Source organism: Ideonella sp. sgz306126 (genome assembly GCF_056032705.1).
In genome coordinates this window covers 19,544-42,433 of record NZ_JBVYWP010000002.1, presented here as the reverse complement: position 1 = coordinate 42,433, position 22,890 = coordinate 19,544, and the positions used below count along the sequence as shown (strand labels likewise).

Sequence of the window (22,890 nt, the reverse complement as noted above, 5' to 3'; positions counted from 1 at the left end):
GGACCGGGACACCAGGCTGCGATAGACAGCCCCCCGGTCTGGCGACTGCGAGCACGATTCAGGGGGGCCAGACATGGCTACAAACGCGATGCCGGCGGCTGCCGGCGATCTGTCGGCACGCCTTGTCGACGGGATCCTCGACGCCTTGGCCGGTGAGTTCACGCAACGGCACCGGCTGCTGCGCCTGCACACGCCGCTGGGCCCGGACGTGCTGCTGGCCGAGCGGGCCCACCTCGCCGAAGCGATCGGCCCCGATGCGCCCGAGGGCTGCGGGACGGAGGCCGGCGTGGCGGGCAGCCGCTTCGTCATCGAGTGCCTGGCCACCGACACCGCGCTTGAACTCAAGCGCCTGATGGGCCAGCCGGTGCTGCTGGAATTGCTGACCCAGCACAGCCGCAGCGAGCTGCGCCCGTTCCACGGCCACGTCACGGCGGCCGAGCTGCTGGGCAGCGACGGCGGCCTGGCGCGCTACCGGCTCACCGTCGAGCCCTGGCTGGCCTTGCTCGATCGTCGCCAGGACAGCTTCGTGTTCCAGGGCCGTACGGTGATCCAGATCATCGAATCGGTCTTCTCCGACTACGCCGGCCAGGCCCGGCTCGCGCCCGACTGGCGCTGGGACCTGGCCGACGCCAGCGTCTATCCGCAGCGCAGCCTGTGCATCCAGTACCAGGAGAGCGATCTGGCCTTCGTCCAGCGCCTGCTGCGCGAGGAAGGCCTGTTCTGCTGGTGGGAGCACACGGGCGATGCCGCCTCGCCCACGCGGGGCCGCCACACCCTGGTGATCGCCGATCACAACGGCGCCTTCGGTGTCAATCGGCAAGACCGTGTGCGCTACACGCAGAGCGGCACCGTGCTGCCCGAGGACAGCCTGACGCGCTGGCGCGAAGGGCACCGCGTGCACACCGCCGCGCTGGAACTGGCCAGCCGGGACCACCGCACGCTGAGCCTGCGTCCGGCCACGCAAGGCGCCACCGAGGGCGCCCCCGGCGTCCTGCCCGCCCTGCGCCTGGCCGATGTGCCGGGTGCCTACGCCTATGAAGATCGCAGCCAGGGCGAACGCCTGGCGCTGCGCCAGATGCAGGCGCTGGACGCCGCGCGCCACCAGGCCCAGGGCGTGGCGACGCTGCGCCAGGCCGCCCCCGGCAGTCACTGGTGCCTGACGGACCATCCCCGCCACGACGGTCGGGATGACGCGCGCGACCGCTTCGTCACGCTGGCCGTGCGGCACCAAGCGCGCAACAACCTGCGCGCCGACCTCAAGGCCCGGCTCGACGCGCTGCTGCCCCGCGTGGCGCGCGACGCGGCGCACGCCGCCGCCCGTGAGATCGCCGCCAGCCAGGGCCACGCCGCCGTGGCTGCGCTGGCGCAGCTGCGGCTGCGCGAGCAGGGCGACGAGGTGCCGTACCAATGCCGCATCGACGCCCAGCCGCTGGCCGTGCCGGTGCGCCCCGCAGCTCGGGATGCCGATGGCCTGCCCGATCCGCGCCTGAACCGGCGCCCCACGATCCACGGCGTGCAGACCGCGATCGTGGTCGGGGCACCCGGCGCCGACCTGCACACCGACCGCGACCACCGCATCAAGATCCAGTTTCACTGGCAGCGGGGCGACGCCGGCAGCCACCGACTGGCGCCTCCCCGCCAGAGCAATGCGCCGGGCAATGACGGCGCCGGTACCTGGGTGCGGGTGGCCGAGCGGGTGGCCGGAGCCAACTGGGGCAGCCACTTCGTGCCGCGGGTCGGCCAGGAAGTGTTGGTCGCCTTCGTGGCCGGCGACATCGACCGCCCGGTGGTGATCGGCAGCCTGTACAACGGCCAGGGCGCGCCCGATGCGCAGGGCAACCAGCGGGCGAGCGGTGCCGCCGGGGCCAGCGGCAACGCCAACGCCTGGTTCCCCGGCACCCGGGCTCAGGGCGCGCTGCAGGCGCACGCCCACGCGCAGGTGCATGCCGGCTTCAAGACCCAGGAACTGGGCCACAGCCAGAGCGGTGGCGGGGGGCACAACCGACTCGTGTTCGACGATTCGCCGGGAGCCAACCGCATCGAGCTGGCCAGCACGAGCGCCGCCACCCGCCTGCAACTGGGCCACCTGCTCGACCAGGCGGACAACCAGCGACTGCAAGCCCGCGGTCATGGGCTGGACCTGACCAGCAGCGCCTGGGGCGCCGTGCGTGCCGGCTCAGGCTTGCTGCTCAGCGCGCACGCCCAGCCTCCCAGCGCGGCCGGCGGCCAGCAACTGACGAGCCGCGAGCCGCAAAGCCGGCTGCAGCAAGGCCAGGAGATCGTCCACGCGCTGGCCCAGGCGGCGCAGGCGCACAACGCCCAGCTGCCCCACGAGCCGGCCGTCGCCGGTGCCACCCCGGCCGACCGCGGCAGGCAACTGCCCGTGGAGCAAGGCCTGTGGGCCACGCAGGCCAGCTTGAAAGCCACCGCCCGCAGCGGCGGGGACGACGACACCGGCAACGCCAGCGCCGACATCGGCGGCGGCCACGGCGTGGTCGCCGCCTGGAGCCGGCCCGACCTGCTGATCGCCGCACCCGACGGCATCGCCAGCGCCACCCCGGCCCACCATATCGTGAGTGCAGGCGCCACCTGCAGCGCCGTGGCCGGCCAGGACATCCAGCGCTTGGCCCAGGGCCACCACGCCAGCGCCGCCACCTGCGGCATCAGCTTGTTCACCGAGGGTCAGGCCATCGACCCGAACAAGCCCAACGCGGAGACCGGCATCCGGCTGCACGCCGCCAGCGGCAGCGTGAGCAGTCAGAGCCAGAGCGCAGGCACCACGCTGATCGCCGACGAGAACATCGACATGGCCAGCACCACCGCCTCGGTCCGCATCGCCGCACCGGGCGGCGTGCGGCTGACGGCGGGTGGGGCGGGGATCGAGATCCAGGGCGGCAGCATCACGCTGACGGCGCCGGGGACGGTGAGCTTCAAGGCGGGGATGAAGGTGCTGGCGGGCCCGGGGTGGGCGCACCTTGCCAGCCCCAACTTGCCAAGGTTGGATTTGAATGTCAAGGAAGTGGGGAACTATCCCGTGTCGATCTGAGGGAGCGAGACCATGATCATCAGCCCGCCCTTCCTGCCCGACCGCGAGGCGACGGCCGACGAGGTCCGCTGGCTTGACACTGCTATGTCGGCGCCGGCATCTCGATTGAGGGACACGCAGGCGCCCGAGGGTTCGTTCCCCTTGAGTCACACCCTGTCGTGGCATAACGGCATGCACCTGCAGGCACCGCAGGCCGATGGAGCGTACTTGCGGGTACGCGCCATTGCCGACGGCAAAGTGGTGTTCGTTAGCAAGCCTGCGATCCGCAACAGCGACGTCGACGACCCGCAAAACTACAACCCGTTCGACCGGTTCGGCGCGAAGACGGCCGCTTGGACCGACAACGGCTGCGTGATCGTCGAACATAGAACAACCATCGGCGTCAACGGCGACACCGAGACCGGAGTGGTTTTCTACACCGTGTACATGCATTTGAGCGCGTTGGGTATGACCTCGGCCGCCGGTCAACCGGGAGCCAGGCCGTGGCGGGCCGGAGATGCCATCTGGCGCAAGGACGACGTGGGTGCGCCAGGAAAGATCTATGGCCACGATGGGCAGATTCATTTCGAAGTCTGCCTAGATGCCACTCAGATTCAACACCTGATCGGCCGAAGGACCGACTGGGTAGATCCCACCACCTTGCTTGTGCCTACGGCCGATGGACGCACGGACAGTGTCTTCGGCAGCGTCTACATATACCTGCCTGCCAGCACTCCCACGTTGGCCGGAACGCAATGCCCTGCGAACCACCTGCGTGGCACGCAGGGCACAACCCCGCTTGGAACGGCCCAATGGATCAAGCTTCGTTATGACACGGGCCGTTGCCAGATAGAAAGCTTTGATGGGCACGGCAAGCTCATCGCGCGCTTGCCGGCTGGGCCGGACGATGAATACAGACTCTACGAAGAGGCCACCGCAAGACACGCTGCGCTGCCTGGCGCACAACAGGCCAATAGCAGTCCGAGCGGCTGGTATGAATTGCTTCGTTTTGGACGCAACCTGGGCCGCGGGCCGGCGGCAGCAGACAAGGACCCCTTGCCTACCAATGTGGCGCATTGGCGGCGCATTCCGGTGGCCGAAGGCACGGCTGTGTGGGCGGACTTGAATGCCGAAGGCAGCTACAAATTCAGCGATGCGGATTTTTTACCCGTGATGGGCTGGAATTGCATTGACGACGATGGCAATCCGAACGACCAGCGCTGCGATTCAAATCACATCAAAGCACTGATCTGCGACCCCGACGCCGACGACGCCCAACGAATGGAAGGCAGCGAACTCACGCGGCGACTGGGGAATGTCGTCGTGCGAATGAAACTGCGCCGAATGATATGCAAGTTCCCGAGCGAGTGGGACCAGGCAACGATCACTCAGCGATACGGCTTCGCGAAGGATCTCGAAGGTCTCAAGAACAACCCTGGCGCCTGGCCAAAATTGGAGGCACACCTGAAGGCGATCAGTTTCGTCGGGATGCCGGCGAGCTACCTTGCAGCGGACTGGCGGATGCATCCGAGAGAGTTCGTGGGGATGATGCGGGCATGCAAGTGGTTGAGCGCCAACGAGTTCAGCCAATTGATGCCATTGCAGGTGGTGCGCAAGACGGGGCAAGCATTGGTTTGGGAGCCAACACTGCCAAGGTCGATCACCGGTGACATCGCGAGAACTCAGCGCATCCCGCTGAACGTGATGATGCGCAAGTACGCGATCAATGTCAGCGCCGAGCGCATGGCCAGCTTCTTCGGCAATGCGTTGCAGGAAACGCAGTGGCTGACGAAGTTGCATGAGGGCAATGATCATGAGCGCTATGCCCCCTGGGATGGGCGCGGGTTCCTGCAGTTGACATGGCCGTCGAACTATTTGGCCTATTGGGACTATCGAGGCAGGGTCTTGCAGATATCGCCGGCAAGTCGCAAAGCGTTGCTCAATGCTGAACATCAGGCGCATCAGAGCCGATCGAATGCTAGCTTGATGCACGTAACCGATTTGCTATCTCGGGAGCTAATTCAGCAGCGCAATTCGATTGGAGACATTCAGTTTTCCACGGATGATCCCGTCGAGAGCGCCGGCTACTACTGGTCGCATCTGAACATGGCAAGGCACGCGGACGCGCCGCATGAGCTTGAGCGTGTTTCGACCGGACGTGCCGACCCGCCGTACTACCGCAGCCCCAGCTTCTGGCGAGCGTCGGCATGTGTGAATTTGCCCGGTGCCGTTGAGCGCTTGTACAGCGCCTCACTGCAAGGGTTTGAATCACGCTGTGTTCCTTATGCGCAGGCGCTGGCCGTTCTCGGTGAGCCGAAGTTCGTCGCAGCAGACAGGACGACGCGATGTTTTCCGGAAGCACAGCACCCCAGGAGAGATTCATGACTGAAGGCCATCATCCACGATGGCTCGTGGCCATTGGCTTGTCGGCAATCTTGGCGGTGGCTCAATCAGCCCCGTCGAGTCAAACACGAACAAGTGTGATCGTGTCGGGCGACGATCCGAAAGTCACCTGTCCCATTTCGGTGATCGATGACTTCGCTGCTGAGGTGCTCCCCACTCGCTACGTAGTTGGTTCCTATCTTCCGCCGCTGACTCAGCGAAGCTTGAAACTTGACTGGCGTCCGGAGGTAGCGCCATTGCGATGGAGGCATGAGTTGTTCATCAACTGGCATTGCACATCTTCCACCGAGAAGGGCGCGGATGCTCCATCCTTCCCGGGCAAGATGGACGCTGCCACAGGCCGGTGGAGTTTGGATTTCTCCGGGTGGGGCACGGCTTTGGCTCACTACACGCCAGGAATGCTGGAGCGAGTGAAAGGCGCATACAACCTGATTGAGTTGCAGGCCATGAATAGCGCAGGAGCGATCATTACCGATGACGATTTGATCGGTGATCTGGAGCGCCGATCTCGCCATCTCTCATTCTGCTTACGCAAACCTCCGGTAGCACTTTGCGGCTGGAGCGAGCAAGTCAAACGGCTGAACGACCCCAAGAGCGACCTGTTGCCCTATGCCTTGTTGGTCCTGCGTTCGATCCGGTTCGAAGATGCCAAGCAAAGTGGCAGCGATGCATCGGGCGTGCCGTCAGAAGGGCAATGAACGCAAGCCCGGGAGATTGTCCACGCGAGGGCCCGGCCAGAGCCAGAGCGCAGGCACCACGCTGATCGCCGACAAGAACGTCGACATGGCCAGCACCACGGCCTCGGTCCGCATCGCCGCACCGGGGGGGGGCGTGCGGTTGACGGCGGGTGGGGCGTGGAAGACGTGTGAGGCGTCGAGTCTGAAAGACTCTCATGGAGCGCATGTGCGCCAGCGAGAAGATGCAGCTCGATTTGCTGGCGGGCTCCATCCGCAAGAAGACCGGAGGCAACCCACTGCGCGACATCGCCATGGCGCGCAAGGCGCTGGAGCGGTGCTGTCGGCCTTGACTTGATTCAATGTTTCCATAAGAATGGAAACATGAATGAAAAAGCCGCCGTCCTTGCCCTTGCCGCGATCGCCCAGGAGGCGCGCCTGCGGGTGTTTCGCGCCCTCGTCGGCGCGGCACCCGAGGGGATGACGCCGGGCGCGCTGTCGGCCCTGCTGGATGTGCCGGCGTCCACCTTGTCCTTCCATCTGAAGGAGCTGGTTCATGCCGGACTGGTGAGCGCCGAGCGCGATGGCCGCCACCTGATCTACCGGCCGGCCATCGAGCAGATGAATGCCTTGCTGGCCTATCTCACGGCCCACTGCTGCCAGGGGCAGGGTTGTGAGGCGGCCGCGCCGGCCCGCTGTTCCACCGTTTGCTGACCCAGGAGTTCCTCATGAAACGCTTCCACGTTCACCTGCACGTCGACGATCTTGCCCAGAGCATGGCCTTCTATGCCAAGCTTTTCGCGACCGCACCGGCGCGCGTCGAGTCGGATTACGCCAAGTGGATGCTGGAGGATCCGCCCGTCAATTTCGCCATCTCGACGCGCGGTACCCGCCCGGGCATCGACCATCTGGGGATCCAGACCGACGACGCGGCCGAGCTGGCCGAGATGAAGGCGCGTGCCCAGGCGGCCGACATGGCCTTGCTGGACGAAGGTGCGACCACCTGCTGCTACGCGCGCAGCGAGAAGCACTGGATCACCGACCCCCAGGGCATCGCGTGGGAGCATTTCCACACCTTGGGCAACATTCCGGTCTTCAGCGAGGCCGCGGCGGGCGCCGCGGCGGGCGCCGCGGCGGTGGCGGGCTGCTGCGCGCCCGCCACCGAGGCCGGCTCGGAACCGGCGGCGGCCGCCGCGTGCTGCGGGCCCGCCACGCGCGGCAAACCGGTCGGCGTCGCCGTCACCTCGTCGTCCTGCTGCTGACCTGCCCATGGCCACCGACCTCTGTCACGTCCTGATCCTGTGCACCCACAATTCGGCGCGCAGCGTGCTGGGCGAGGGCATGCTGAACCACCTCGCGGCCCGACTCGGCAAGGCGGTGCGGGCCCACAGCGCCGGCAGCGAGCCCAGCGGACGCGTCAATCCGTTCGCCATCGAAGCGCTTCGCGACGCGGGCATCGACACCGCGGACTACCGCAGCAAGAGCTGGGACGAGTTCAGCCAGGACGGTGCGCCGCCGCTGTCCATCGTCATCACGGTGTGCGACAGCGCCGCCGCAGAGACCTGCCCGGTCTTCTGGGGCGGCCCGGGCGCCCAGCCCGTCAAGGTCCATTGGGGCTACCCCGACCCGTCCCGCGCCGAAGGCGGCGATGACGGCAAGCGGCGCGCCTTCGAGCTGACGCGCCAGGCGATCGGCTACCGCATGCTGCAACTGCTGGCCTTGCCGCTGGCCACGATGGATCGGGGAACGCTGCAGGCGGCCCTGGTCGATATCGGGCGAAGCTGATTCGAGGTGGCTGCGACCATGACGTCCTCCGTCTCTCCGGCCCGCGCGGCCGCCATCGCGCCGATGAGCGTTTTCGAGCGCTTTCTCACCCTCTGGGTGTTTCTCTGCATCGTGGCGGGCATCGTGCTCGGCCAGCTCCTGCCCGGGCCGGTGCAGGCGCTGGGCCGCCTGCAGATCGCCCAGGTCAACCTGCCGGTGGGCTTGCTGATCTGGGTGATGATCATCCCGATGCTGCTGAAGGTGGACTTCGGTGCGCTGCACCAGGTGGGTCAGCACTGGCGCGGCATCGGCGTGACGCTGTTCGTCAACTGGGCGGTCAAGCCGTTCTCGATGGCGCTGCTGGGCTGGATCTTCATCCGCCATGTCTTCGCGCCCTACCTGCCGGCCGGCCAGGCCGACAGCTACATCGCCGGCCTGATCCTGCTCGCTGCCGCGCCCTGCACCGCGATGGTGTTCGTGTGGAGCCGGCTTACCGGCGGGCACGCGCTGTTCACGCTGAGCCAGGTCGCGCTCAACGACACCATCATGGTGTTCGCGTTCGCGCCCATCGTCGCGCTGCTGCTCGGCCTGTCGTCGATCAGCGTGCCGTGGAACACCTTGCTGACCTCGGTGCTGCTGTACATCGTGATCCCGGTGGTGATCGCCCAGGCCTGGCGGCGCTCGCTGCTGCGGCGCGGACCGCGGGCGCTGGAGGCGATGCTGGCCAGGATCGGCCCCTGGTCCATCACCGCGCTGCTGGCCACGCTGGTGCTGCTGTTCGGCTTCCAGGGCCAGGCCCTCATCGAGCAGCCGCTGGTGATCGCGATGCTGGCCGTGCCGATCCTGATCCAGGTGCTGTTCAATTCGGCGCTCGCCTACGGGCTCAATCGGCACCTGGGCGAGTCGCACAGCGTCGCCTGTCCTTCGGCCCTGATCGGCGCGAGCAACTTCTTCGAACTGGCGGTGGCCGCAGCCATCAGCCTGTTCGGCTTCCAATCCGGTGCCGCGCTGGCCACCGTGGTGGGGGTGCTGATCGAAGTCCCGGTGATGCTGCTCGTGGTGCGGTGGGTGAACCGGAGCAAGGCCTGGTACGACGCCGGCCCGTGCGTCGTGGCGCGATCGAGCCGCCGGGACGCCCGCTGATGACGATCGCCGGGAGGGCCGCGCAGGACCGGCCCGCGGCCTCGCCGTTCGCCTGCGTCGCGGCGGCCTGGGCGGCCCACGAGGCGGAGCTGCGCGGCTACCTGCGCCGCCGGCTGCCGCAGGTCGACGCGGTGGACGACGTGCTGCAGGACGTGTTCGTCAAGGCCCTGCGGCAGGGCGCCGGATTCTGCTCGCTCGATCAACCGCGCGCCTGGCTGTTCCAGGTCGCGCGCAACACCCTGATCGACCGGGCCCGCACGATGCGACCGACCGAGCCGCTGGCCGACGACCTCGCCGACACGCTGCCCGCGCCTTCCGAGGTCCCGCCACCCGTCGACGCGCTGGCCGACTGCCTGACCCGGACCCTGGCCGAGCTGTCGCCCGACGATGCCGAGGTGCTGCGCGCCTGCGATCTGCAGGGCCAGACGGTGCGCGGCTTCGCGCAAGACCGTGGCCTCGGCCTTGCAGCGGCCAAGTCGCGCCTGCTGCGGGCCCGCCAGCGCCTGCGCGAGCGCATCACGCAGGCCTGCCAAGTGCGGTTCGAGACCGACGGCAGCGTCGCCGGGCATGTGCCGCGGCCCTCGCCTGATTGACGTGCGTCAAGTGCGGCGCCCCGGATCGCTGCATCCTTTTCCGACCTGCTTCGTCTTCCAGACAAGAGGTGAAAAAATGACCGAACTGACCCTGTCCCGTCGCACGCAGCGCTGGCCCCAGCTGCATCCGCGTGCCTTCCTGCTGCTCGCGGCGATCGCGTGGTGGGCGCTCTACCAGGCCTTGATGCCTGCGGCGCAGGCCTTGGTGGCCGCGTTGCCGGTGGATCACGCCAGCCGCCTGGGCGGCGCGCTCGAGTTCTTCTTCTACGACACCCCCAAGGTGTTGCTGCTGCTGACCGGCATCGTCTTCGTGATGGGCATGGTGAACTCCTACTTCACGCCGGAGCGCACCCGCGCGCTGCTGGCCGGGCGGACCGAGGGCGTGGCCAACGTGATGGCGGCCAGCCTGGGCATCGTCACCCCGTTCTGCTCGTGCTCGGCGGTGCCGCTGTTCATCGGCTTCGTCCAGGCCGGCGTGCCGCTGGGCGTGACCTTCTCCTTCCTGATCTCGGCGCCGATGGTCAACGAGGTCGCGCTGACGCTGCTGTTCGGCATGTTCGGCTGGAAGACCGCGCTGCTGTACCTGGGCCTGGGGCTGTCGGTGGCGATCGTCGCCGGCTTCGTCATCGGGCGGTTGAAGATGGAGGCCTACCTTGAAGACTGGGTGCGCGACATGCCGCGGGTGCAGGCCACGGCCGAGCATCCGTCGCTGAGCCTGGCCGAGCGCATCGACGCCGGCTTTGCCAGCGTGCGCGAGATCGTCGGCAAGGTCTGGCCCTACATCCTGGGCGGCATCGCCATCGGCGCAGGCATCCACGGCTACGTGCCGGAAGACTTCATGGCCGGCATCATGGGCCGGAGCGCGTGGTGGTCGGTGCCGCTGGCGGTGCTGATCGGCGTGCCGATGTACACCAACGCGGCCGGCGTGATCCCGATCGTGCAGGCGCTGCTGGCCAAGGGGGCGGCGCTGGGCACGGTGCTGGCGTTCATGATGAGCGTGATCGCGCTGTCCTTTCCCGAGATGGTGATCCTGCGCAAGGTGCTCAAGATCCGCCTGATCGCCACGTTCGCCGGCGTCGTCGCCGTCGGCATCCTGCTGGTGGGCTATGTGTTCAACGCGGTGCTGTAAGGTGCCGCCCATGGACGCCGTGTCGACCCGCCTTGCCCTGGCGCTGGCCCTGTGCCTGGCGTCGCCGGCCTGGGCGGTCTCCTTTCAGTGCGACGCGCCGGTGACGGTATGGGCCAACCCGCGGCTGGCCCTGGGCGACTTGGCGGCCGCCGTGCCGTTGCAAGACCTGTCGCTGTCCCCGACGACGCTGGGCTACGGGGCCACGACCGGCCTGGGCGACGAGATCACCGTCGTCGACGGCCGGGTCCTGCTGGATCGCAACGCAGGCGGCTCGGCGAAGCCGCGTGCCGTCGCGGCCGGCGACGGCGCGGTCAAGCTGGTGTTGTCATCGCCCGCCGCCTGGACGGTTCAGTCCCGCCCGCTGGACGGCATCAGCTCCTTCGACAGCCTGAATTTCGCGCTCGACGACGCGGTCGAGGCGATGCCGTGCGACGCCGAAGCCATCGTGCCGTTCAAGATCACCGGCCACGCGAGGTCGGTGACCTGGAGCGTGGCGAACCGGCAGCCGGGCCGGGATCTGCTCACCACCACCCGCGACGTCGAGGTGGTGCTGGTCGGCCTGCACGCGACGGCCGACCGGGACCGCCTGGGCCTGGCCAAGGGCTACAACCTGCACGTCCATGTGTGGATGCCGCGACCGGCGCTGGCCGGCCACCTGGTCGATCTGCACCTGGACGATGGCGCCCTGCTGTCCTTGCCCACGCGGCGCTGAGACCGCCGACCCCATGCCATCCACCGCAACGTCCGCTGTGTCCGCCCACCCGATCGAGCAACTCAATCGCGACTGCGTCTGCCTCAGCCTGGACCGCGACGCGCTGGCCCGCGCCCTCGACGGCGAGCTGGGTCAACCGGGCCTGGCCCAGCTGATGCGCGAGCGCTGCCCGTCGGTGTTCGCCGCGCAGCCGGTGTTCGTGGCGGCCGAGCCGCTGCAGCGCATCGCCCAGCTGGTGCGGGCGGTCGAGACGGTGGTGGGCCTGCCGTCCTACCGCGACCAGGCGCTGGCCGCAGCCCCGCCGATCGCACGCATCGGCGACAGCGGCCCGCTGGGCGTGTTCTTCGGCTACGACTTCCATCTCGATCAGGGCCGCTTGCAGCTCATCGAGATCAATACCAATGCCGGTGGCGCGATGCTCAACGCGGTGCTGGCGCGCGCCCAGCGGGCCTGCTGCGCGGCAATGGACGCGATGGTGCCGGAGCTGGCCAGCGTGGCGGCGTTCGAGCAGCAGCTGGTGGCGATGTTCCGCCAGGAATGGCAGCGGGCCGGCGGGCCCCGGCGGCCGCTGGCCAGCATCGCCATCGTCGACGACGCTCCCGAGCAGCAGTACCTGTATCCCGAATTCCTGCTGTTCCAGAAGCTGTTCGAACGCCACGGCCTGCAGGCGGTGATCGCGGACCCGTCTGCGCTGCAGTGGCGCGATGGCCGGCTGTGGCACGGTGACCTGGCCATCGACCTGGTCTACAACCGGCTGACCGATTTCTACCTCGAACAGCCGGCCCACGCGACGCTGCGCCAGGCCTACGAGCAGCAGGGCGTGGTGCTGACGCCGCATCCGCAAGCCCACGCGCTGTATGCCGACAAGCGCCGCCTGGCGCTGTTCAGCGACGACGCGCGCTTGCAGGCGCTGGGCGTGCCCGAGGCCACCCGACAGGTGCTGCTGGCCTGCGTGCCGCGCACCGAGCCGGTGACGGCCGCCCAGGGCGAGCGCCTGTGGGCGGCGCGCCGGGGCCTGTTCTTCAAGCCGGTGGCCGGCTATGGCAGCCGCGCCGCCTACCGAGGCGACAAGCTCACACGCCGTGTCTGGCAGGAGATCCTGGCCGGCGACTACGTGGCCCAGGCGCTGGTGCCGCCGGGCGAGCGGCGGATCGACGGCGAGCCCGAGGCCAAGGCGATGAAGTTCGACCTGCGCGCCTACGCCTATGCCGGCGACGTGCAATGGGTGGCGGCCCGCCTGTACCAGGGCCAGACCACCAACTTCCGCACGCCGGGCGGCGGCTTTGCGCCGGTCTACAGCACGCCCGATGCATCGGGCCGGACCGTCCACGCCGGCGCCGCCACGGCCAGCTACGCCTTCCTGCTCGCGGCCGACGGCACGGTGCACCCGGTGCCGCATGCGCTGTCGCTGGCGTTGGCGCGCCACGAGGCCTCCGCGTGCTCGCTGGCCGGCCGGACGCTGCGCCTGGCGGACTGGCGCGTGCGGCTGCACGACGGCGAGCCCGAAGCCGTGCTCGATGAGCGCTACGCCGTCATCCGCATCGACGCGCAGGGCCGCGTCGCGTCGACCGCCGCGGCCGACGCCGCGAGCGGGCCGACGGCGGCCGAACGCGCGCGCATGCAGGCCTTGTTGTTCGGCCCGGCATCGACCCCCGAGTGATCCCTCATTCCCCCCTGACTCAGGAGCTTCCCATGGACATCAAGGTTCTCGGCACCGGCTGTGCCAACTGCAAGACCACCCTCGCCCTCATCGAACAGGTCGCCCAGGCCAAGGGCGTTCCGGTGACGCTGCAAAAGGTCGAGGAGTTGCGCGACATCATGGGCTACGGCGTGATGAGCACGCCCGGTGTCGTGATCGACGGCAAGGTGGTGCACGCTGGCGGCGTGCCCAGCCGCGACAAGGTCGAGCAGTGGCTGACGGTGTGAGCGGTCGCCGATGAACGGACCGCGTCGCGGCGCCACCTGCCGGACGACGAACCAGGAGCCGGCGCATGTGCGGCCTGTGCGGTGAATTGCGGTTCGACGCCCGCCCGCCGGACCTGGCGGCGCTGGCGCGCATGTCGGCCGCGCTCGCCCGGCGCGGCCCCGACCATGCCGGCAGCTACAGCGACGGGCCGCTGGCCTTCGGCCACCGGCGGCTGGCGATCATCGACCTGTCGCCGAGCGCTCACCAGCCGATGGTCGATGCCGCGCTGCAGCTGGCGCTGGTGTTCAACGGCACGATCTACAACTACCGCGAGCTGCGCACCGAGCTCGCCGCGGCGGGCTACACCTTCTTCTCGGACGGCGACAGCGAAGTCATCCTGAAGGCCTACCACGCCTGGGGCGAGCGCTGCGTCGAGCGTTTCCACGGCATGTTCGCCTTCGCGGTCTGGGACGCGCGGCGGCGCCAGCTGTTCCTGGCCCGCGATCGCTTCGGCATCAAGCCGCTGTACCTGTCGCAGGACGAGCAGCGCCTGCGCTTCGCCTCCAGCCTGCCGGCGCTGCTGGCCGGAGGCGGCGTCGACCGCCGGCTCGATCCGGTCGCGCTGCACCACCATTTCACGCTGCACACGGTGGTGCCGGCGCCGCGCACCGTGCTGGCCGGCGTGCGCAAGCTGCCGCCGGCCACGACGATGACGCTGACGGCCGATGGACAGCGCACGCAGCGGGTCTACTGGACGCTGGACGCCACTCGGCCCCCGCAGCCGATCAGCGAAGCCGACTGGCTGGCGGCGACGCGCGAGCGGCTGCTGCGCTCGCTGGAGCGCCGCCGACTGGCCGCCGACGTGCCGGTCGGCGTGCTGCTGTCCGGCGGTCTCGATTCGAGCCTGCTGGTCGGCCTGCTGGCCGACCACGTGCCGGACCTGCAGACGTTCTCGATCGGTTTCGAAGGCGTGGGCGCTGGCAGCGAAAGGGCCGACGAGTTCGAGTACTCCGACCTGATCGCGCAGCGCTTCAAGACCCGCCACCACAAGCACCTGATTCCGAACAGCGAGGTGCTCGCACGCCTGCCCGAAGCGGTGGCGGCGATGTCCGAGCCGTCGATGAGCCACGACGTGATCGCGTTCTACCTGCTCGCCGAGCGCGTGTCCAAGAGCGTCAAGGTGGTGCTGGCCGGGCAGGGGGCCGACGAGGTGTTCGGCGGCTACTTCTGGTATCCGCGCATGGAGGCCGAGACCGGCCCGGCCGTCGAACGCTTCCGGCGCCACTACTTCGACCGCGACCACGCCGACTACCTGGCGATGGTTGCGCCCGAGTTTCAGGTGCCCGACGTCACCGCCGAGCTGGTCGCGCGGGAATTGTCCAAGCCGCAGGCCGACACCTTCCTGGACCAGGTCTGGCGCTTCGATGTCACGACGCTGATCGTCGACGATCCGGTCAAGCGGGTGGACAACATGCCGATGGCCTGGGGCTTGGAGGTGCGCGTGCCCTTCCTCGACCACGAGCTGGTGGAACTGGCCGCGCGCATGCCGCCCGAGCTCAAGCTGAGGGACGGCGGCAAATACCCGCTCAAGGCGATCGCCCGCGGCCTGATCCCCGACGCCGTGATCGACCGGCCCAAGGGCTACTTCCCGGTGCCGGCGCTGAAGCATGTGCGCGGGCCGTTCCTGGAGCTGATGCGCGGCATCCTGCGATCGGACGCCTGCCTGCGGCGCGGGCTCTACCAGCGCGACCATGTCGAGCGCCTGCTGGCCGAGCCCGAGGCGCATTTCACCCGCATCCAGGGCAGCAAGCTCTGGCACCTCGCGGTGCTGGAATGGTGGCTGCAGGTGCATGTGGACGGGGTCGGCGACACCGTCTGACGGCCCTCCGGACCGGCCGCGCGGGTCAGCCCTGAGCCTGCCGGGGCAGGCTCAACACCGCGTCCAGCCCGCCTTGCGGCCGGTTCTCCAGCCGCACGTCGCCGCCATGCAGCCGCGCGATGCTGCGCGCGATGCCCAGGCCCAGGCCGGTGCCGCCGGTCGCGCGGTTGCGCGATGCCTCGAGCCGGTGGAAGGGCTCGAACACACGTTCGAGCTCGGCTGCCGCGATGCCGGGCCCCGGGTCCAGCACGTGCAGCAGCAGGAGCCCGGGTCGGTCGTCGATGCGCACCGTCGCGCTGCCGCCGTACAGCACGGCGTTGTCGATCAGGTTGCCCAGCGCGCGCCGGAGCAGCGAGGGGACGCCCAGGTAGGGTGCGTCGGCATGGCCCTCGATCGTCACCGTGCGGCCCATCGCCTCGTGGTCGGACTGCAGCGAGGCCAGCAGCGCGTCCACGTCCACCGCCGCGCGCGGCTCGTGGCCGCCCAGGCCGCGCATGAAAACGAGGGTCTGGGTCACCATCGTCTCCATCTCCTGCAGGTCGGCGGTGAACCGGGTACGCGCGTCGTCATCGTCGAGCAACTCGGTGCGCAGGCGCAGGCGGGTCAGCGGCGTCTTCAGGTCGTGCGACAGGGCGGCCAGCATGCGGGTGCGTTCGTCGACGAAGCGTGCCAGGCGCTGCTGCATGGTGTTGAACGCGCGCGCCGCCTGGCGCACCTCGCGCGGCCCGTCCTCGGGCAGGGGCGGGCGGGCGAGATCCTCGCCCAGCGACCGGGCGGCCTTTTCGAGCACGTGCAGCGGCCGCACCACCCAGCGCACGGCGACCCAGGACAGCGCCAGCATCGTGCCCAGCAGCACGGCCAGCGTCGCCACCAGACGCCACGGCAGCGCGTCGGGGACGGGGGGCAGGTGGGTGTCGAAGCGGGCCCAGCGGCCGTCGCGCAGCTGCACCTCGGCGCGCAGCAAGGCCGCGCCGGGCCCGATGCGGCCGTGCATCATCGGCGCCATCGCGCCCATGCCCGGCATGCCTTGGTGGCGCCAGCCGGCGCCCGCGGCCGGGTCGGGCAGCGCGCCGGGACGGGTTTCGACCCGGGTCGCGCGAGCCTCGCCCAGCGCGGCCTGCAACTGAGCCACGAACAGCGCGCCGCGCGGGCCCGCGGCCGCGCTGCGGTCGGCCGCGTCGGTGAGGGTCGGGCCGTCGTGCAGCGACAGCACCATCGGCGGCACGCTGAACACGGCCACCACGCGCTCGCGCTCGGCCGGGCCGAGGCCGTCGAGCAACTTCACCACGTCGGCCATGCGCTGTGCCGGCTGCAGGCCGAAGCTGCGGGCCAGCAGCCGGTCGCGCTCGGCGACGTTGATGGCCGCGCTGAGCAACTGGGCCAGCATCAGTCCACCAGCCAGCACCAGCATCAGGCGCCCGAACAAGGAGCCCGGCAGCCAGCGCGCTGCGGTCGGCATCAGAGTGCCTTCTCGACCGGCACCGACAGCACGTAGCCCTCGCCGCGCAAGGTCTTGATCAGGGCGGGGCTGCGCGGGTCATCGCCCAGGCGCTGGCGCAGCCGGCTGACCTGGACGTCGATGCTGCGGTCGAGCGGGTCGGCCTCACGGCCCTGGCTGAGGTCGAGCAGCTGTTCGCGACTGAGCACGCGGTTCGGGTGCTCGACGAACACGCGCAGCAGTTTGTACTCGGCACCGCCGATCGGCGTCACCACGCCGGCCGGCGAGATCAACTGGCGGCGCGCGGTGTCGAGCTGCCAGCCGGCGAAGCGCAACACGGTCTCATCCTGCGGCCGCAGATTGGGCGGCAGGCTGCGGGTGCGGCGCAGGATGACCTTGATGCGCGCCAGCAATTCACGCGGATTGAAGGGCTTGGGCAGGTAGTCGTCGGCCCCCATTTCCAGGCCGACGATGCGGTCGGTGTCGTCGCCGCGGGCGGTCAGCATCAGCACCGGGATGTCCGAACTGGCGCGCAGCGTGCGGCACAGCGTCAATCCGTCGTCGCCGGGCAGCATCAGATCGAGCACGATCAGGTCAAAGGCACCGCTGTCCAGCGCGCGCCACATCGCGCGGCCATCGGCCACGGCACTGGCGCGCAGCCCGTTCTTTTCGAGATAGCGCGTGAGCAGGCTGCGGATCTCGGCATCGTCGTCGACGATCAGGATGTGGTCGCTGCGTTCCATCGTCTGGGCCATGGCGCGATTGCACCGTACTTTTCGTCCGGAGGGGAGCGGGCAAACGTATCACAGCATGTCAGCTCGCCGAGTCGACGCATGGCGCGACAAAACAGGCGGTGCTTGACACAGCGGCCTTACACGATCGGGCTTGAATGGAACCCGTTGCGAAGGGATCTTCGGCAACCTGCCGATCCCGGGTCCGGTGGCCCGCCGCGGCAGCATTCACGACCCTTTGAAGGAACGACGCATCATGAAGACATCGACCAAGATCATCGCCGTGGCGACCGCCACGCTGTCGCTCGCCGCAGCCGGCCTCGTCTTCGCCAGTCCGGCCGGACCGGGCGCGGGCGAATGCCCCGGCGGGGGCGCCGCGATGGGGATGGGTCCCGGCATGGGCATGGGCATGGGCATGGGCCCCGGCGGCATGCAGCACGGCATGCCGGGGGCGCAGAGGATGGGCGGTGCCGACATGCCTGCCCGCGCTTCGGCGCATCTGGCCGCCCTGAAGGCCGAGCTCAAGATCACCGAGACGCAGGAAGTCGCGTGGCAGCGGTACGAGACGGTCGTGCGCCAGCAGGCCGAAAGCATGCAGGCCTTCCGCACAGCCATGCAGGCCCGCATGACCGACCCCAAGGCGTCCGCCGAGGTCGACCCTCAAGCCCAGCACGACGCGATGCTGAAGCTGCATGAGAGCAACCTGGCCGCGCGCGAGACCGCCCGCCAGGCGCTGTATGCCGTGCTCACTCCCGAGCAGAAGACGGTGGCCGACCAATGGATGGGCGTGGGACACGGTCATCGCCCATGGCAGCGGCACCACGCGGGCTGAGCCCAGGGGCGCGGGCAGCGCCCCGGACGGCTAACTAGCGGTGATCGTGCCGGTGATGCACGTCCGGCGCATGCGCATGGCGGTGCGTCAGCACGGCGTGCCGATGCGCATGGTGATGGGGCTCCGTCCCGTCCCAGCCGGGATCGTGCGCATGCTGGTGATGCGCGTCATGCCGGTGGGCGTGCGCGTGGTGCAGGGGGTCATGGGTGTGCTCATGCGCATGCTGCTCGCGCACGTGCAGCCACACGCCCGCCGCCATCAACGCGACGGCGGCCCAGAACGTTCCGCTCGGGTTGACCGGCCACAGCGTCCAAGAAATCATCACGCCGAACAGCGGCGCGACCGAAAAATACGCCGCTGCACGGGCCGTGCCGAGCCCGCGCAAGGCCAGCACGAACAGCGCCAGGCTCAGGCCGTAGCCGGCGAAGCCGACCGCGAGGATGCCCAGCATCGGCAGCAGACCCGGCAGCGACGCGCCGGCGGCCAGCGCCAGGCCGGTGTTCGTCACGCCGGCGCCCAGCCCCTTGAGGCCGGCCAGCAGCAGCGCGTCGTGGATCGACACCTTGCGCGTCAGGTTGTTGTCGATCGCCCAGCACAGGCAGGCGGCGAAGATCAGCAATGCACCGGGCGACAGTCGGGCGGCCCCCGGCTGGTACGACAGCAGCGCCCCGCCGGCCACGATGGCCAGCATGCCGAGCACGACGGCGCGGTCGGCGTTTTCCTTGAAGACCCACCAGGCGATGACGGCGGTCAGCACGCCTTCGACGTTGAGCAGCAGCGACGCCGCCGCGGCCTCGGTGGTGGCCAGTCCCGACATCAGCAGCACCGGCGCCAGCACGCCGCCGGCGAGGATCGCGCCGACCAGCCAGGGGCGGTCTTCCGGCGGAATCCGCAGCGAGGTCGCCGGGGCGTCCGCCGTCGCCTGCGCGAGGCGCCGTATCACCATCAACCCGGCCAGCCCGACGCCGCTGCCCAGGTACAACAGCCCCGCCAGCAGCTGCGGCGCCATCTGCACGCCCAGCCACTTGGCCAGCGGCGTGCTGGCGCCGAAGAGCAGTGCGGCGGCCAGCGCGGGGAGGGCGGTGCGGAGGTTCATGTCGAGCGCCATCACAGTCCCCTCCGCGCCTTGTCCAGCGCGCGCCAGAAGCGCGCGTCCTGCGCGGTGGCGAAGTTGATGCGCATCAGCGTGCCGGGACGGCGGGTGGCCTGGAAGAGGTGGCCGGGGGCGAGCAGCCAGCCGTCGTCGTGCATCGCGAGCGCCAGCTGCTCGGTGTCGGCGCCGGTGTCGAGCCAGCCGAACAGGCCTTGCGGTGGGGTCACGAAGCGGCAGCCATGCGCTTGTGCGAGCTGCACCGTGCGGTGGCGCGCGGCGGCGAGCCGGGTCACGACGCGCTCGGCGTGGCGGCGCAGGCTGCCCTGCTCCAGGCACAGCGCCACGGCCTGCTCCAGCACGGCGGGCGTGCCCAGCGTGGCCAGCAGCTTGGTGTCCACCAGCCGTTCCACCAGCGCCGGCGGCACCGCCATGTAGCCCACGCGCCAGCTCGGCGTGAGGATCTTCGAGAAGCCCGAGACATAGAGCGTGCGCTGCAGGCCGTCGAGCGCCGCCATGCGCGGCAGGTGCGCCGGGGCGAGGTGGGCGTAGGTGTCGTCCTCCACCAGCCAGAAGTCGTGGGCCTCGGCCAGCTTCAGCACCTGATGCGCGCTGGCCAGGCTCAGCGAGGCACCGGTCGGGTTGTGCAGCACCGGCACGGTCACGTACATGCGCGGGTGGTGCTCGCGTGCGAGTGTCGCCATCAACCCCAGGTCGGGCCCGTCGGCGCCGCGCGGTACCGGCAGCAGGCGCACGCCGAGCCGGGTCAGCCGGGCGTACTCGACGGCCCAGGCAGGCTCGTCGACCAGCACCGCGTCGCCCGGTGCCAGCAGGGTGCGCGAGATCAGGTCGAGCGCATGGGTCGCGCCGGTGGCGGTGATGATCTGCCCGCTGTTGGCGCGCACGCCGAAATCGGCCAGCTTGACGGCCAGCGCCTCGCGCAGCCGCAGGTCGCCGGCCGGGTGGCCGTATTGCAGCGCCGTCATCGGCTCGCCCTGGGCCAGCACGCGGCGCAGCGCGCTCGCCAGCAGGGGCAGGTCCAGCCAATCGGCGGGCAGCGTGCCCAGGCCGGGGGCGGGCTTGTCCGACTCGTTGTGGAACATGCCGCGGATCAGCGCGGTGGCGTCCACCGGCGGCACCCGCGCGCCGCTGTGTGCCGCGGCGGCGCGCGGCGCCACCGGGGCCGCCGCGCGGGACTCGCGCACGAAGTAGCCGCGCTGGCGTCGGGCGAGGACCAGGCCCTGGGCCTGCAGCTGGTCGTAGGCGGCGACGACCGTGTGCGGGCTGATGCCGTGGCGCTGCGCGCAGTCGCGCACCGAAGGCAGGCGAGCCCCCGGCGCCAGCAGGCGCTGGCGGATGCGTTCGGCGAAATGGCCGGCGAGCTGCTCGGTCAGCGTCATGCCGGTGTCGCGCGCCAGCACCGAGGCGGGCGCGCCGGCGTGGAGGGGGGAGGGATCGCGTGCCGGCATGGTCGGTGGGAGGCTGTGTCAGCGATGGGACCGGTACAGGCGATTGCATTGCACCGCCGATCTGTATCGCAACTGTACTGGTTGTCTGGCTAGACTGTCCAGCATGCCGGGGCGGGTGCCGTCAGGCGCGTGCCGGTGCGAACCCGGTGTTGAGGTGGGAGCGATGATGAGAACCCTTGGCCTTCTGGGCGGCATGAGCTGGGAGTCGACGCTGGTCTACTACCGGCGGATCAATCAGGGCGTGGCCGCGCGGCGCGGCGGCCTGCACAGCGCGCCGTTGCGCCTGGCCAGCCTGGATTTCGCCGAAGTCGCGGCCCTGCAGGCAGCCGATGATTGGGACGCCGCCGCGGCCCTGCTGGGGCGCACCGGGGCCGGCTTGCGGGAAGGTGGCGCCCAGGCCTTGCTGATCGCCACCAACACCATGCACAAGGTGGCGGCGCTGGTGACCGAGATCAGCGGCCTGCCGCTGCTGCACATCGGCGATGCCACCGGCCGCGCGCTGCAGGCTGCCGGTGGCCGCCGCGCCGGGCTGCTGGGCACCCGCTTCACGATGGAAGACCGCTTTCTGGCCGACCATCTGGAGCGGCACTTCGGCATCGCCACCCGCGTTCCCGACGCGGCCGACCGGGCCGAACTGCACCGCGTGATCTTCGACGAGCTGTGCCGCGGCCGCCTCGTCGACGCGTCGGCCGAGCGGCTGCGGCAGATGATCCACCGCCTGGCCGAGCAGGGATGCGACAGCATCGTCCTGGGCTGCACTGAGCTGTCGCTGCTGCTCGACCCGGCCGCGCCGGGCTGGCCGCTGCCGCTGATTGACACCACCGCCGTCCACGCGCAGGCTGCGGTGGACTGGATCCTGAAGGAGACCCCCGCATGACCCCGATGCCGCCCTTCGTGCTCGCCCAGCGCGCCGCACGCATGAACCCGTCCATCATCCGCGAGATCCTCAAGCTGACCGAACAGCCGGGCGTGCTGTCGCTCGCCGGCGGCCTGCCGTCGCCCGACAGCTTTCCGGTCGAGGCGATGCGCGAAGCCAGCGCCAAGGTGCTGACGGACACGCCGCGCGAGGCCTTGCAGTACGCGGCCAGCGAGGGCTTCGGGCCCTTGCGCGAATGGGTCGCGGCGACGCTGAACGCCCAGGGCCAGCAGGTCAGCGCCGCCCAGGTGCTGATCACCACCGGCTCGCAGCAAGGCCTGGATCTGGTCGGCAAGGTGTTGATCGACCCGACCGCGCCGGTGGCCGTCGAGACGCCCACCTACCTCGGTGCGCTGCAGGCGTTCTCGCCTTACGAGCCGGTCTTCGTGGGGGTGGACGGCGATGGCGACGGCCCGCGACCGGACGGCCTGACGCGGCTGACCCACGACGCGCCGGGCACCCGCTTTTTCTACGTGCTGCCCAATTTCCAGAACCCGACCGGCCGGGTGATGCCCGAGGCGCGCCGCCAGGCACTGGTGGCAGCGGCCCAGGCGGCGCGGCTGCCGCTGGTCGAGGACAACCCCTACGGCGATCTGTGGTTCGACCAGGCGCCGCCGGCCTCGCTGGCCTCGCGCTGGCCCGCCGGCACGGTCTACCTCGGATCGTTCTCCAAGGTCCTGGCGCCGGGCCTGCGCCTGGGGTACGTGGTGGCGCCGGAGGCGCTCTATCCCAAGCTGCTGCAGGCCAAGCAGGCGGCCGACCTGCACTCGCCGGGCTTCAACCAGCGGCTGGTCTACGAGGTCATCCGCAACGGTTTCCTCGACCGCCACGTGCCCACCATCCGCGCCCGCTACCGTGCCCAGCGCGACGCGATGGCCCAGGCGCTGACCGAGCACCTGCCGGCCGGCAGCGAATGGCAGGCGCCGCAGGGCGGCATGTTCTTCTGGGTCCGCCTGCCCGAGGGCTGCCACGCGCTGGCGCTGCTGCCGCAGGCGGTGGCCGCCGGCGTGGCTTATGTGCCCGGCGAAGCCTTCTACGCCCACGCCCCGGACGTGCGCACGATGCGCCTGTCCTTCGTGACGCTGTCGCCCGACGAGATCCGCAGCGCCGTGGCCGCGCTGGGCGCGGTGCTGCGCCAGCACCTGAACGAAGGCCTGGTCGAACCGGCCCCCTGAACCTTTCTTCG

General features: G+C 69.8%; 21 protein-coding genes. 17 read left to right on the top strand and 4 right to left on the bottom strand.

The window, feature by feature from the left end; all coding sequences use genetic code 11:
- The first annotated feature begins 73 nt into the window (after positions 1–73).
- From AC0N04_RS04615 to AC0N04_RS04550, 14 genes are all read left to right on the top strand, one after another.
- Positions 74–3,046, top strand: coding sequence for a type VI secretion system Vgr family protein (locus AC0N04_RS04615; RefSeq protein ID WP_474279140.1), 2,973 nt, complete (start codon positions 74–76; stop codon positions 3,044–3,046).
- Between the two features lie 12 nt (positions 3,047–3,058).
- The gene (locus AC0N04_RS04610) at positions 3,059–5,410 is read left to right on the top strand and encodes a hypothetical protein (protein WP_474279138.1); all 2,352 of its coding nucleotides are present in this window, start codon (positions 3,059–3,061) and stop codon (positions 5,408–5,410) included.
- Positions 5,407–6,126: a hypothetical protein gene (locus tag AC0N04_RS04605; RefSeq protein ID WP_474279136.1), complete on the top strand. Its 720-nt coding sequence runs from the start codon at positions 5,407–5,409 to the stop codon at positions 6,124–6,126. Before AC0N04_RS04610 ends, AC0N04_RS04605 begins: the two co-directional genes overlap by 4 nt.
- Before the next feature lie 194 nt (positions 6,127–6,320).
- Complete coding sequence (locus AC0N04_RS04600) at positions 6,321–6,455, top strand: hypothetical protein (protein ID WP_474279134.1); 135 nt, start codon at positions 6,321–6,323, stop codon at positions 6,453–6,455.
- A 31-nt stretch (positions 6,456–6,486) separates the two neighbouring features.
- A complete protein-coding gene (locus tag AC0N04_RS04595) occupies positions 6,487–6,816 on the top strand; it encodes an ArsR/SmtB family transcription factor (RefSeq protein WP_474279132.1) in 330 nt (109 codons plus the stop codon).
- A gap of 14 nt (positions 6,817–6,830) precedes the next feature.
- Positions 6,831–7,364 carry an ArsI/CadI family heavy metal resistance metalloenzyme gene (locus tag AC0N04_RS04590; protein ID WP_474279130.1) on the top strand — a complete coding sequence of 178 codons (534 nt, stop codon included), beginning with the start codon at positions 6,831–6,833 and terminating at the stop codon, positions 7,362–7,364.
- A gap of 7 nt (positions 7,365–7,371) precedes the next feature.
- The gene (locus AC0N04_RS04585) at positions 7,372–7,887 is read left to right on the top strand and encodes an arsenate reductase ArsC (RefSeq protein ID WP_474279128.1); all 516 of its coding nucleotides are present in this window, start codon (positions 7,372–7,374) and stop codon (positions 7,885–7,887) included.
- Between the two features lie 18 nt (positions 7,888–7,905).
- Positions 7,906–9,009, top strand: a complete 1,104-nt coding sequence (gene arsB / locus AC0N04_RS04580; protein WP_474279126.1) for an ACR3 family arsenite efflux transporter — start codon at positions 7,906–7,908, stop codon at positions 9,007–9,009.
- Positions 9,009–9,602: a sigma-70 family RNA polymerase sigma factor gene (locus AC0N04_RS04575; protein ID WP_474279124.1), complete on the top strand. Its 594-nt coding sequence runs from the start codon at positions 9,009–9,011 to the stop codon at positions 9,600–9,602. Before arsB ends, AC0N04_RS04575 begins: the two co-directional genes overlap by 1 nt.
- Positions 9,603–9,678: 76 nt before the next feature.
- Positions 9,679–10,731: a permease gene (locus AC0N04_RS04570; protein ID WP_474279122.1), complete on the top strand. Its 1,053-nt coding sequence runs from the start codon at positions 9,679–9,681 to the stop codon at positions 10,729–10,731.
- Between the two features lie 10 nt (positions 10,732–10,741).
- Positions 10,742–11,443: a hypothetical protein gene (locus AC0N04_RS04565; RefSeq protein WP_474279120.1), complete on the top strand. Its 702-nt coding sequence runs from the start codon at positions 10,742–10,744 to the stop codon at positions 11,441–11,443.
- A 13-nt stretch (positions 11,444–11,456) separates the two neighbouring features.
- Complete coding sequence (locus tag AC0N04_RS04560; RefSeq protein WP_474279118.1) at positions 11,457–13,103, top strand: hypothetical protein; 1,647 nt, start codon at positions 11,457–11,459, stop codon at positions 13,101–13,103.
- A gap of 32 nt (positions 13,104–13,135) precedes the next feature.
- A complete protein-coding gene (locus AC0N04_RS04555) occupies positions 13,136–13,369 on the top strand; it encodes a thioredoxin family protein (protein ID WP_474279116.1) in 234 nt (77 codons plus the stop codon).
- 65 nt (positions 13,370–13,434) lie between these two features.
- Positions 13,435–15,228, top strand: a complete 1,794-nt coding sequence (locus AC0N04_RS04550) for an N-acetylglutaminylglutamine amidotransferase (RefSeq protein WP_474279114.1) — start codon at positions 13,435–13,437, stop codon at positions 15,226–15,228.
- A gap of 25 nt (positions 15,229–15,253) precedes the next feature.
- Here AC0N04_RS04550 and AC0N04_RS04545 read toward each other — a convergent pair whose 3' ends face one another.
- Positions 15,254–16,687: an ATP-binding protein gene (locus tag AC0N04_RS04545; RefSeq protein WP_474279112.1), complete on the bottom strand. Its 1,434-nt coding sequence runs from the start codon at positions 16,685–16,687 to the stop codon at positions 15,254–15,256.
- A complete protein-coding gene (locus AC0N04_RS04540) occupies positions 16,687–17,409 on the bottom strand; it encodes a response regulator (RefSeq protein ID WP_474280488.1) in 723 nt (240 codons plus the stop codon). Before AC0N04_RS04540 ends, AC0N04_RS04545 begins: the two co-directional genes overlap by 1 nt.
- Before the next feature lie 244 nt (positions 17,410–17,653).
- On the opposite strand from AC0N04_RS04540, the gene AC0N04_RS04535 reads away from it, so the two are divergent.
- Positions 17,654–18,229, top strand: coding sequence for a Spy/CpxP family protein refolding chaperone (locus AC0N04_RS04535; protein ID WP_474279110.1), 576 nt, complete (start codon positions 17,654–17,656; stop codon positions 18,227–18,229).
- Between the two features lie 34 nt (positions 18,230–18,263).
- On the opposite strand, the gene AC0N04_RS04530 is transcribed toward AC0N04_RS04535, so the two are convergent.
- The gene (locus AC0N04_RS04530; protein WP_474279108.1) at positions 18,264–19,325 is read right to left on the bottom strand and encodes a DMT family transporter; all 1,062 of its coding nucleotides are present in this window, start codon (positions 19,323–19,325) and stop codon (positions 18,264–18,266) included.
- An 11-nt stretch (positions 19,326–19,336) separates the two neighbouring features.
- Positions 19,337–20,788 carry an aminotransferase-like domain-containing protein gene (locus AC0N04_RS04525; RefSeq protein WP_474279106.1) on the bottom strand — a complete coding sequence of 484 codons (1,452 nt, stop codon included), beginning with the start codon at positions 20,786–20,788 and terminating at the stop codon, positions 19,337–19,339.
- A gap of 166 nt (positions 20,789–20,954) precedes the next feature.
- On the opposite strand from AC0N04_RS04525, the gene AC0N04_RS04520 reads away from it, so the two are divergent.
- The gene (locus AC0N04_RS04520) at positions 20,955–21,665 is read left to right on the top strand and encodes an aspartate/glutamate racemase family protein (RefSeq protein WP_474279104.1); all 711 of its coding nucleotides are present in this window, start codon (positions 20,955–20,957) and stop codon (positions 21,663–21,665) included.
- A gap of 5 nt (positions 21,666–21,670) precedes the next feature.
- Positions 21,671–22,879, top strand: a complete 1,209-nt coding sequence (locus AC0N04_RS04515; RefSeq protein WP_474280486.1) for an aminotransferase-like domain-containing protein — start codon at positions 21,671–21,673, stop codon at positions 22,877–22,879.
- Positions 22,880–22,890 lie beyond the last annotated feature (11 nt).

Bases quoted from the DNA above. Each gene is read 5' to 3' on its own strand.
- AC0N04_RS04590 (WP_474279130.1), top strand. From the start codon at position 6,831: ATGAAACGCTTCCACGTTCACCTGCACGTCGACGATCTTGCCCAGAGC.
- AC0N04_RS04615 (WP_474279140.1), top strand. From the start codon at position 74: ATGGCTACAAACGCGATGCCGGCGGCTGCCGGCGATCTGTCGGCACGC.
- AC0N04_RS04555 (WP_474279116.1), top strand. From the start codon at position 13,136: ATGGACATCAAGGTTCTCGGCACCGGCTGTGCCAACTGCAAGACCACC.
- AC0N04_RS04570 (WP_474279122.1), top strand. From the start codon at position 9,679: ATGACCGAACTGACCCTGTCCCGTCGCACGCAGCGCTGGCCCCAGCTG.
- AC0N04_RS04520 (WP_474279104.1), top strand. From the start codon at position 20,955: ATGAGAACCCTTGGCCTTCTGGGCGGCATGAGCTGGGAGTCGACGCTG.
- AC0N04_RS04605 (WP_474279136.1), top strand. From the start codon at position 5,407: ATGACTGAAGGCCATCATCCACGATGGCTCGTGGCCATTGGCTTGTCG.
- AC0N04_RS04560 (WP_474279118.1), top strand. From the start codon at position 11,457: ATGCCATCCACCGCAACGTCCGCTGTGTCCGCCCACCCGATCGAGCAA.
- arsB (WP_474279126.1), top strand. From the start codon at position 7,906: ATGACGTCCTCCGTCTCTCCGGCCCGCGCGGCCGCCATCGCGCCGATG.
- AC0N04_RS04530 (WP_474279108.1), bottom strand. From the start codon at position 19,325: ATGAACCTCCGCACCGCCCTCCCCGCGCTGGCCGCCGCACTGCTCTTC.
- AC0N04_RS04525 (WP_474279106.1), bottom strand. From the start codon at position 20,788: ATGCCGGCACGCGATCCCTCCCCCCTCCACGCCGGCGCGCCCGCCTCG.
- AC0N04_RS04535 (WP_474279110.1), top strand. From the start codon at position 17,654: ATGAAGACATCGACCAAGATCATCGCCGTGGCGACCGCCACGCTGTCG.
- AC0N04_RS04585 (WP_474279128.1), top strand. From the start codon at position 7,372: ATGGCCACCGACCTCTGTCACGTCCTGATCCTGTGCACCCACAATTCG.
- AC0N04_RS04575 (WP_474279124.1), top strand. From the start codon at position 9,009: ATGACGATCGCCGGGAGGGCCGCGCAGGACCGGCCCGCGGCCTCGCCG.
- AC0N04_RS04595 (WP_474279132.1), top strand. From the start codon at position 6,487: ATGAATGAAAAAGCCGCCGTCCTTGCCCTTGCCGCGATCGCCCAGGAG.
- AC0N04_RS04600 (WP_474279134.1), top strand. From the start codon at position 6,321: ATGGAGCGCATGTGCGCCAGCGAGAAGATGCAGCTCGATTTGCTGGCG.
- AC0N04_RS04610 (WP_474279138.1), top strand. From the start codon at position 3,059: ATGATCATCAGCCCGCCCTTCCTGCCCGACCGCGAGGCGACGGCCGAC.
- AC0N04_RS04550 (WP_474279114.1), top strand. From the start codon at position 13,435: ATGTGCGGCCTGTGCGGTGAATTGCGGTTCGACGCCCGCCCGCCGGAC.
- AC0N04_RS04545 (WP_474279112.1), bottom strand. From the start codon at position 16,687: ATGCCGACCGCAGCGCGCTGGCTGCCGGGCTCCTTGTTCGGGCGCCTG.
- AC0N04_RS04540 (WP_474280488.1), bottom strand. From the start codon at position 17,409: ATGGAACGCAGCGACCACATCCTGATCGTCGACGACGATGCCGAGATC.
- AC0N04_RS04515 (WP_474280486.1), top strand. From the start codon at position 21,671: ATGCCGCCCTTCGTGCTCGCCCAGCGCGCCGCACGCATGAACCCGTCC.
- AC0N04_RS04565 (WP_474279120.1), top strand. From the start codon at position 10,742: ATGGACGCCGTGTCGACCCGCCTTGCCCTGGCGCTGGCCCTGTGCCTG.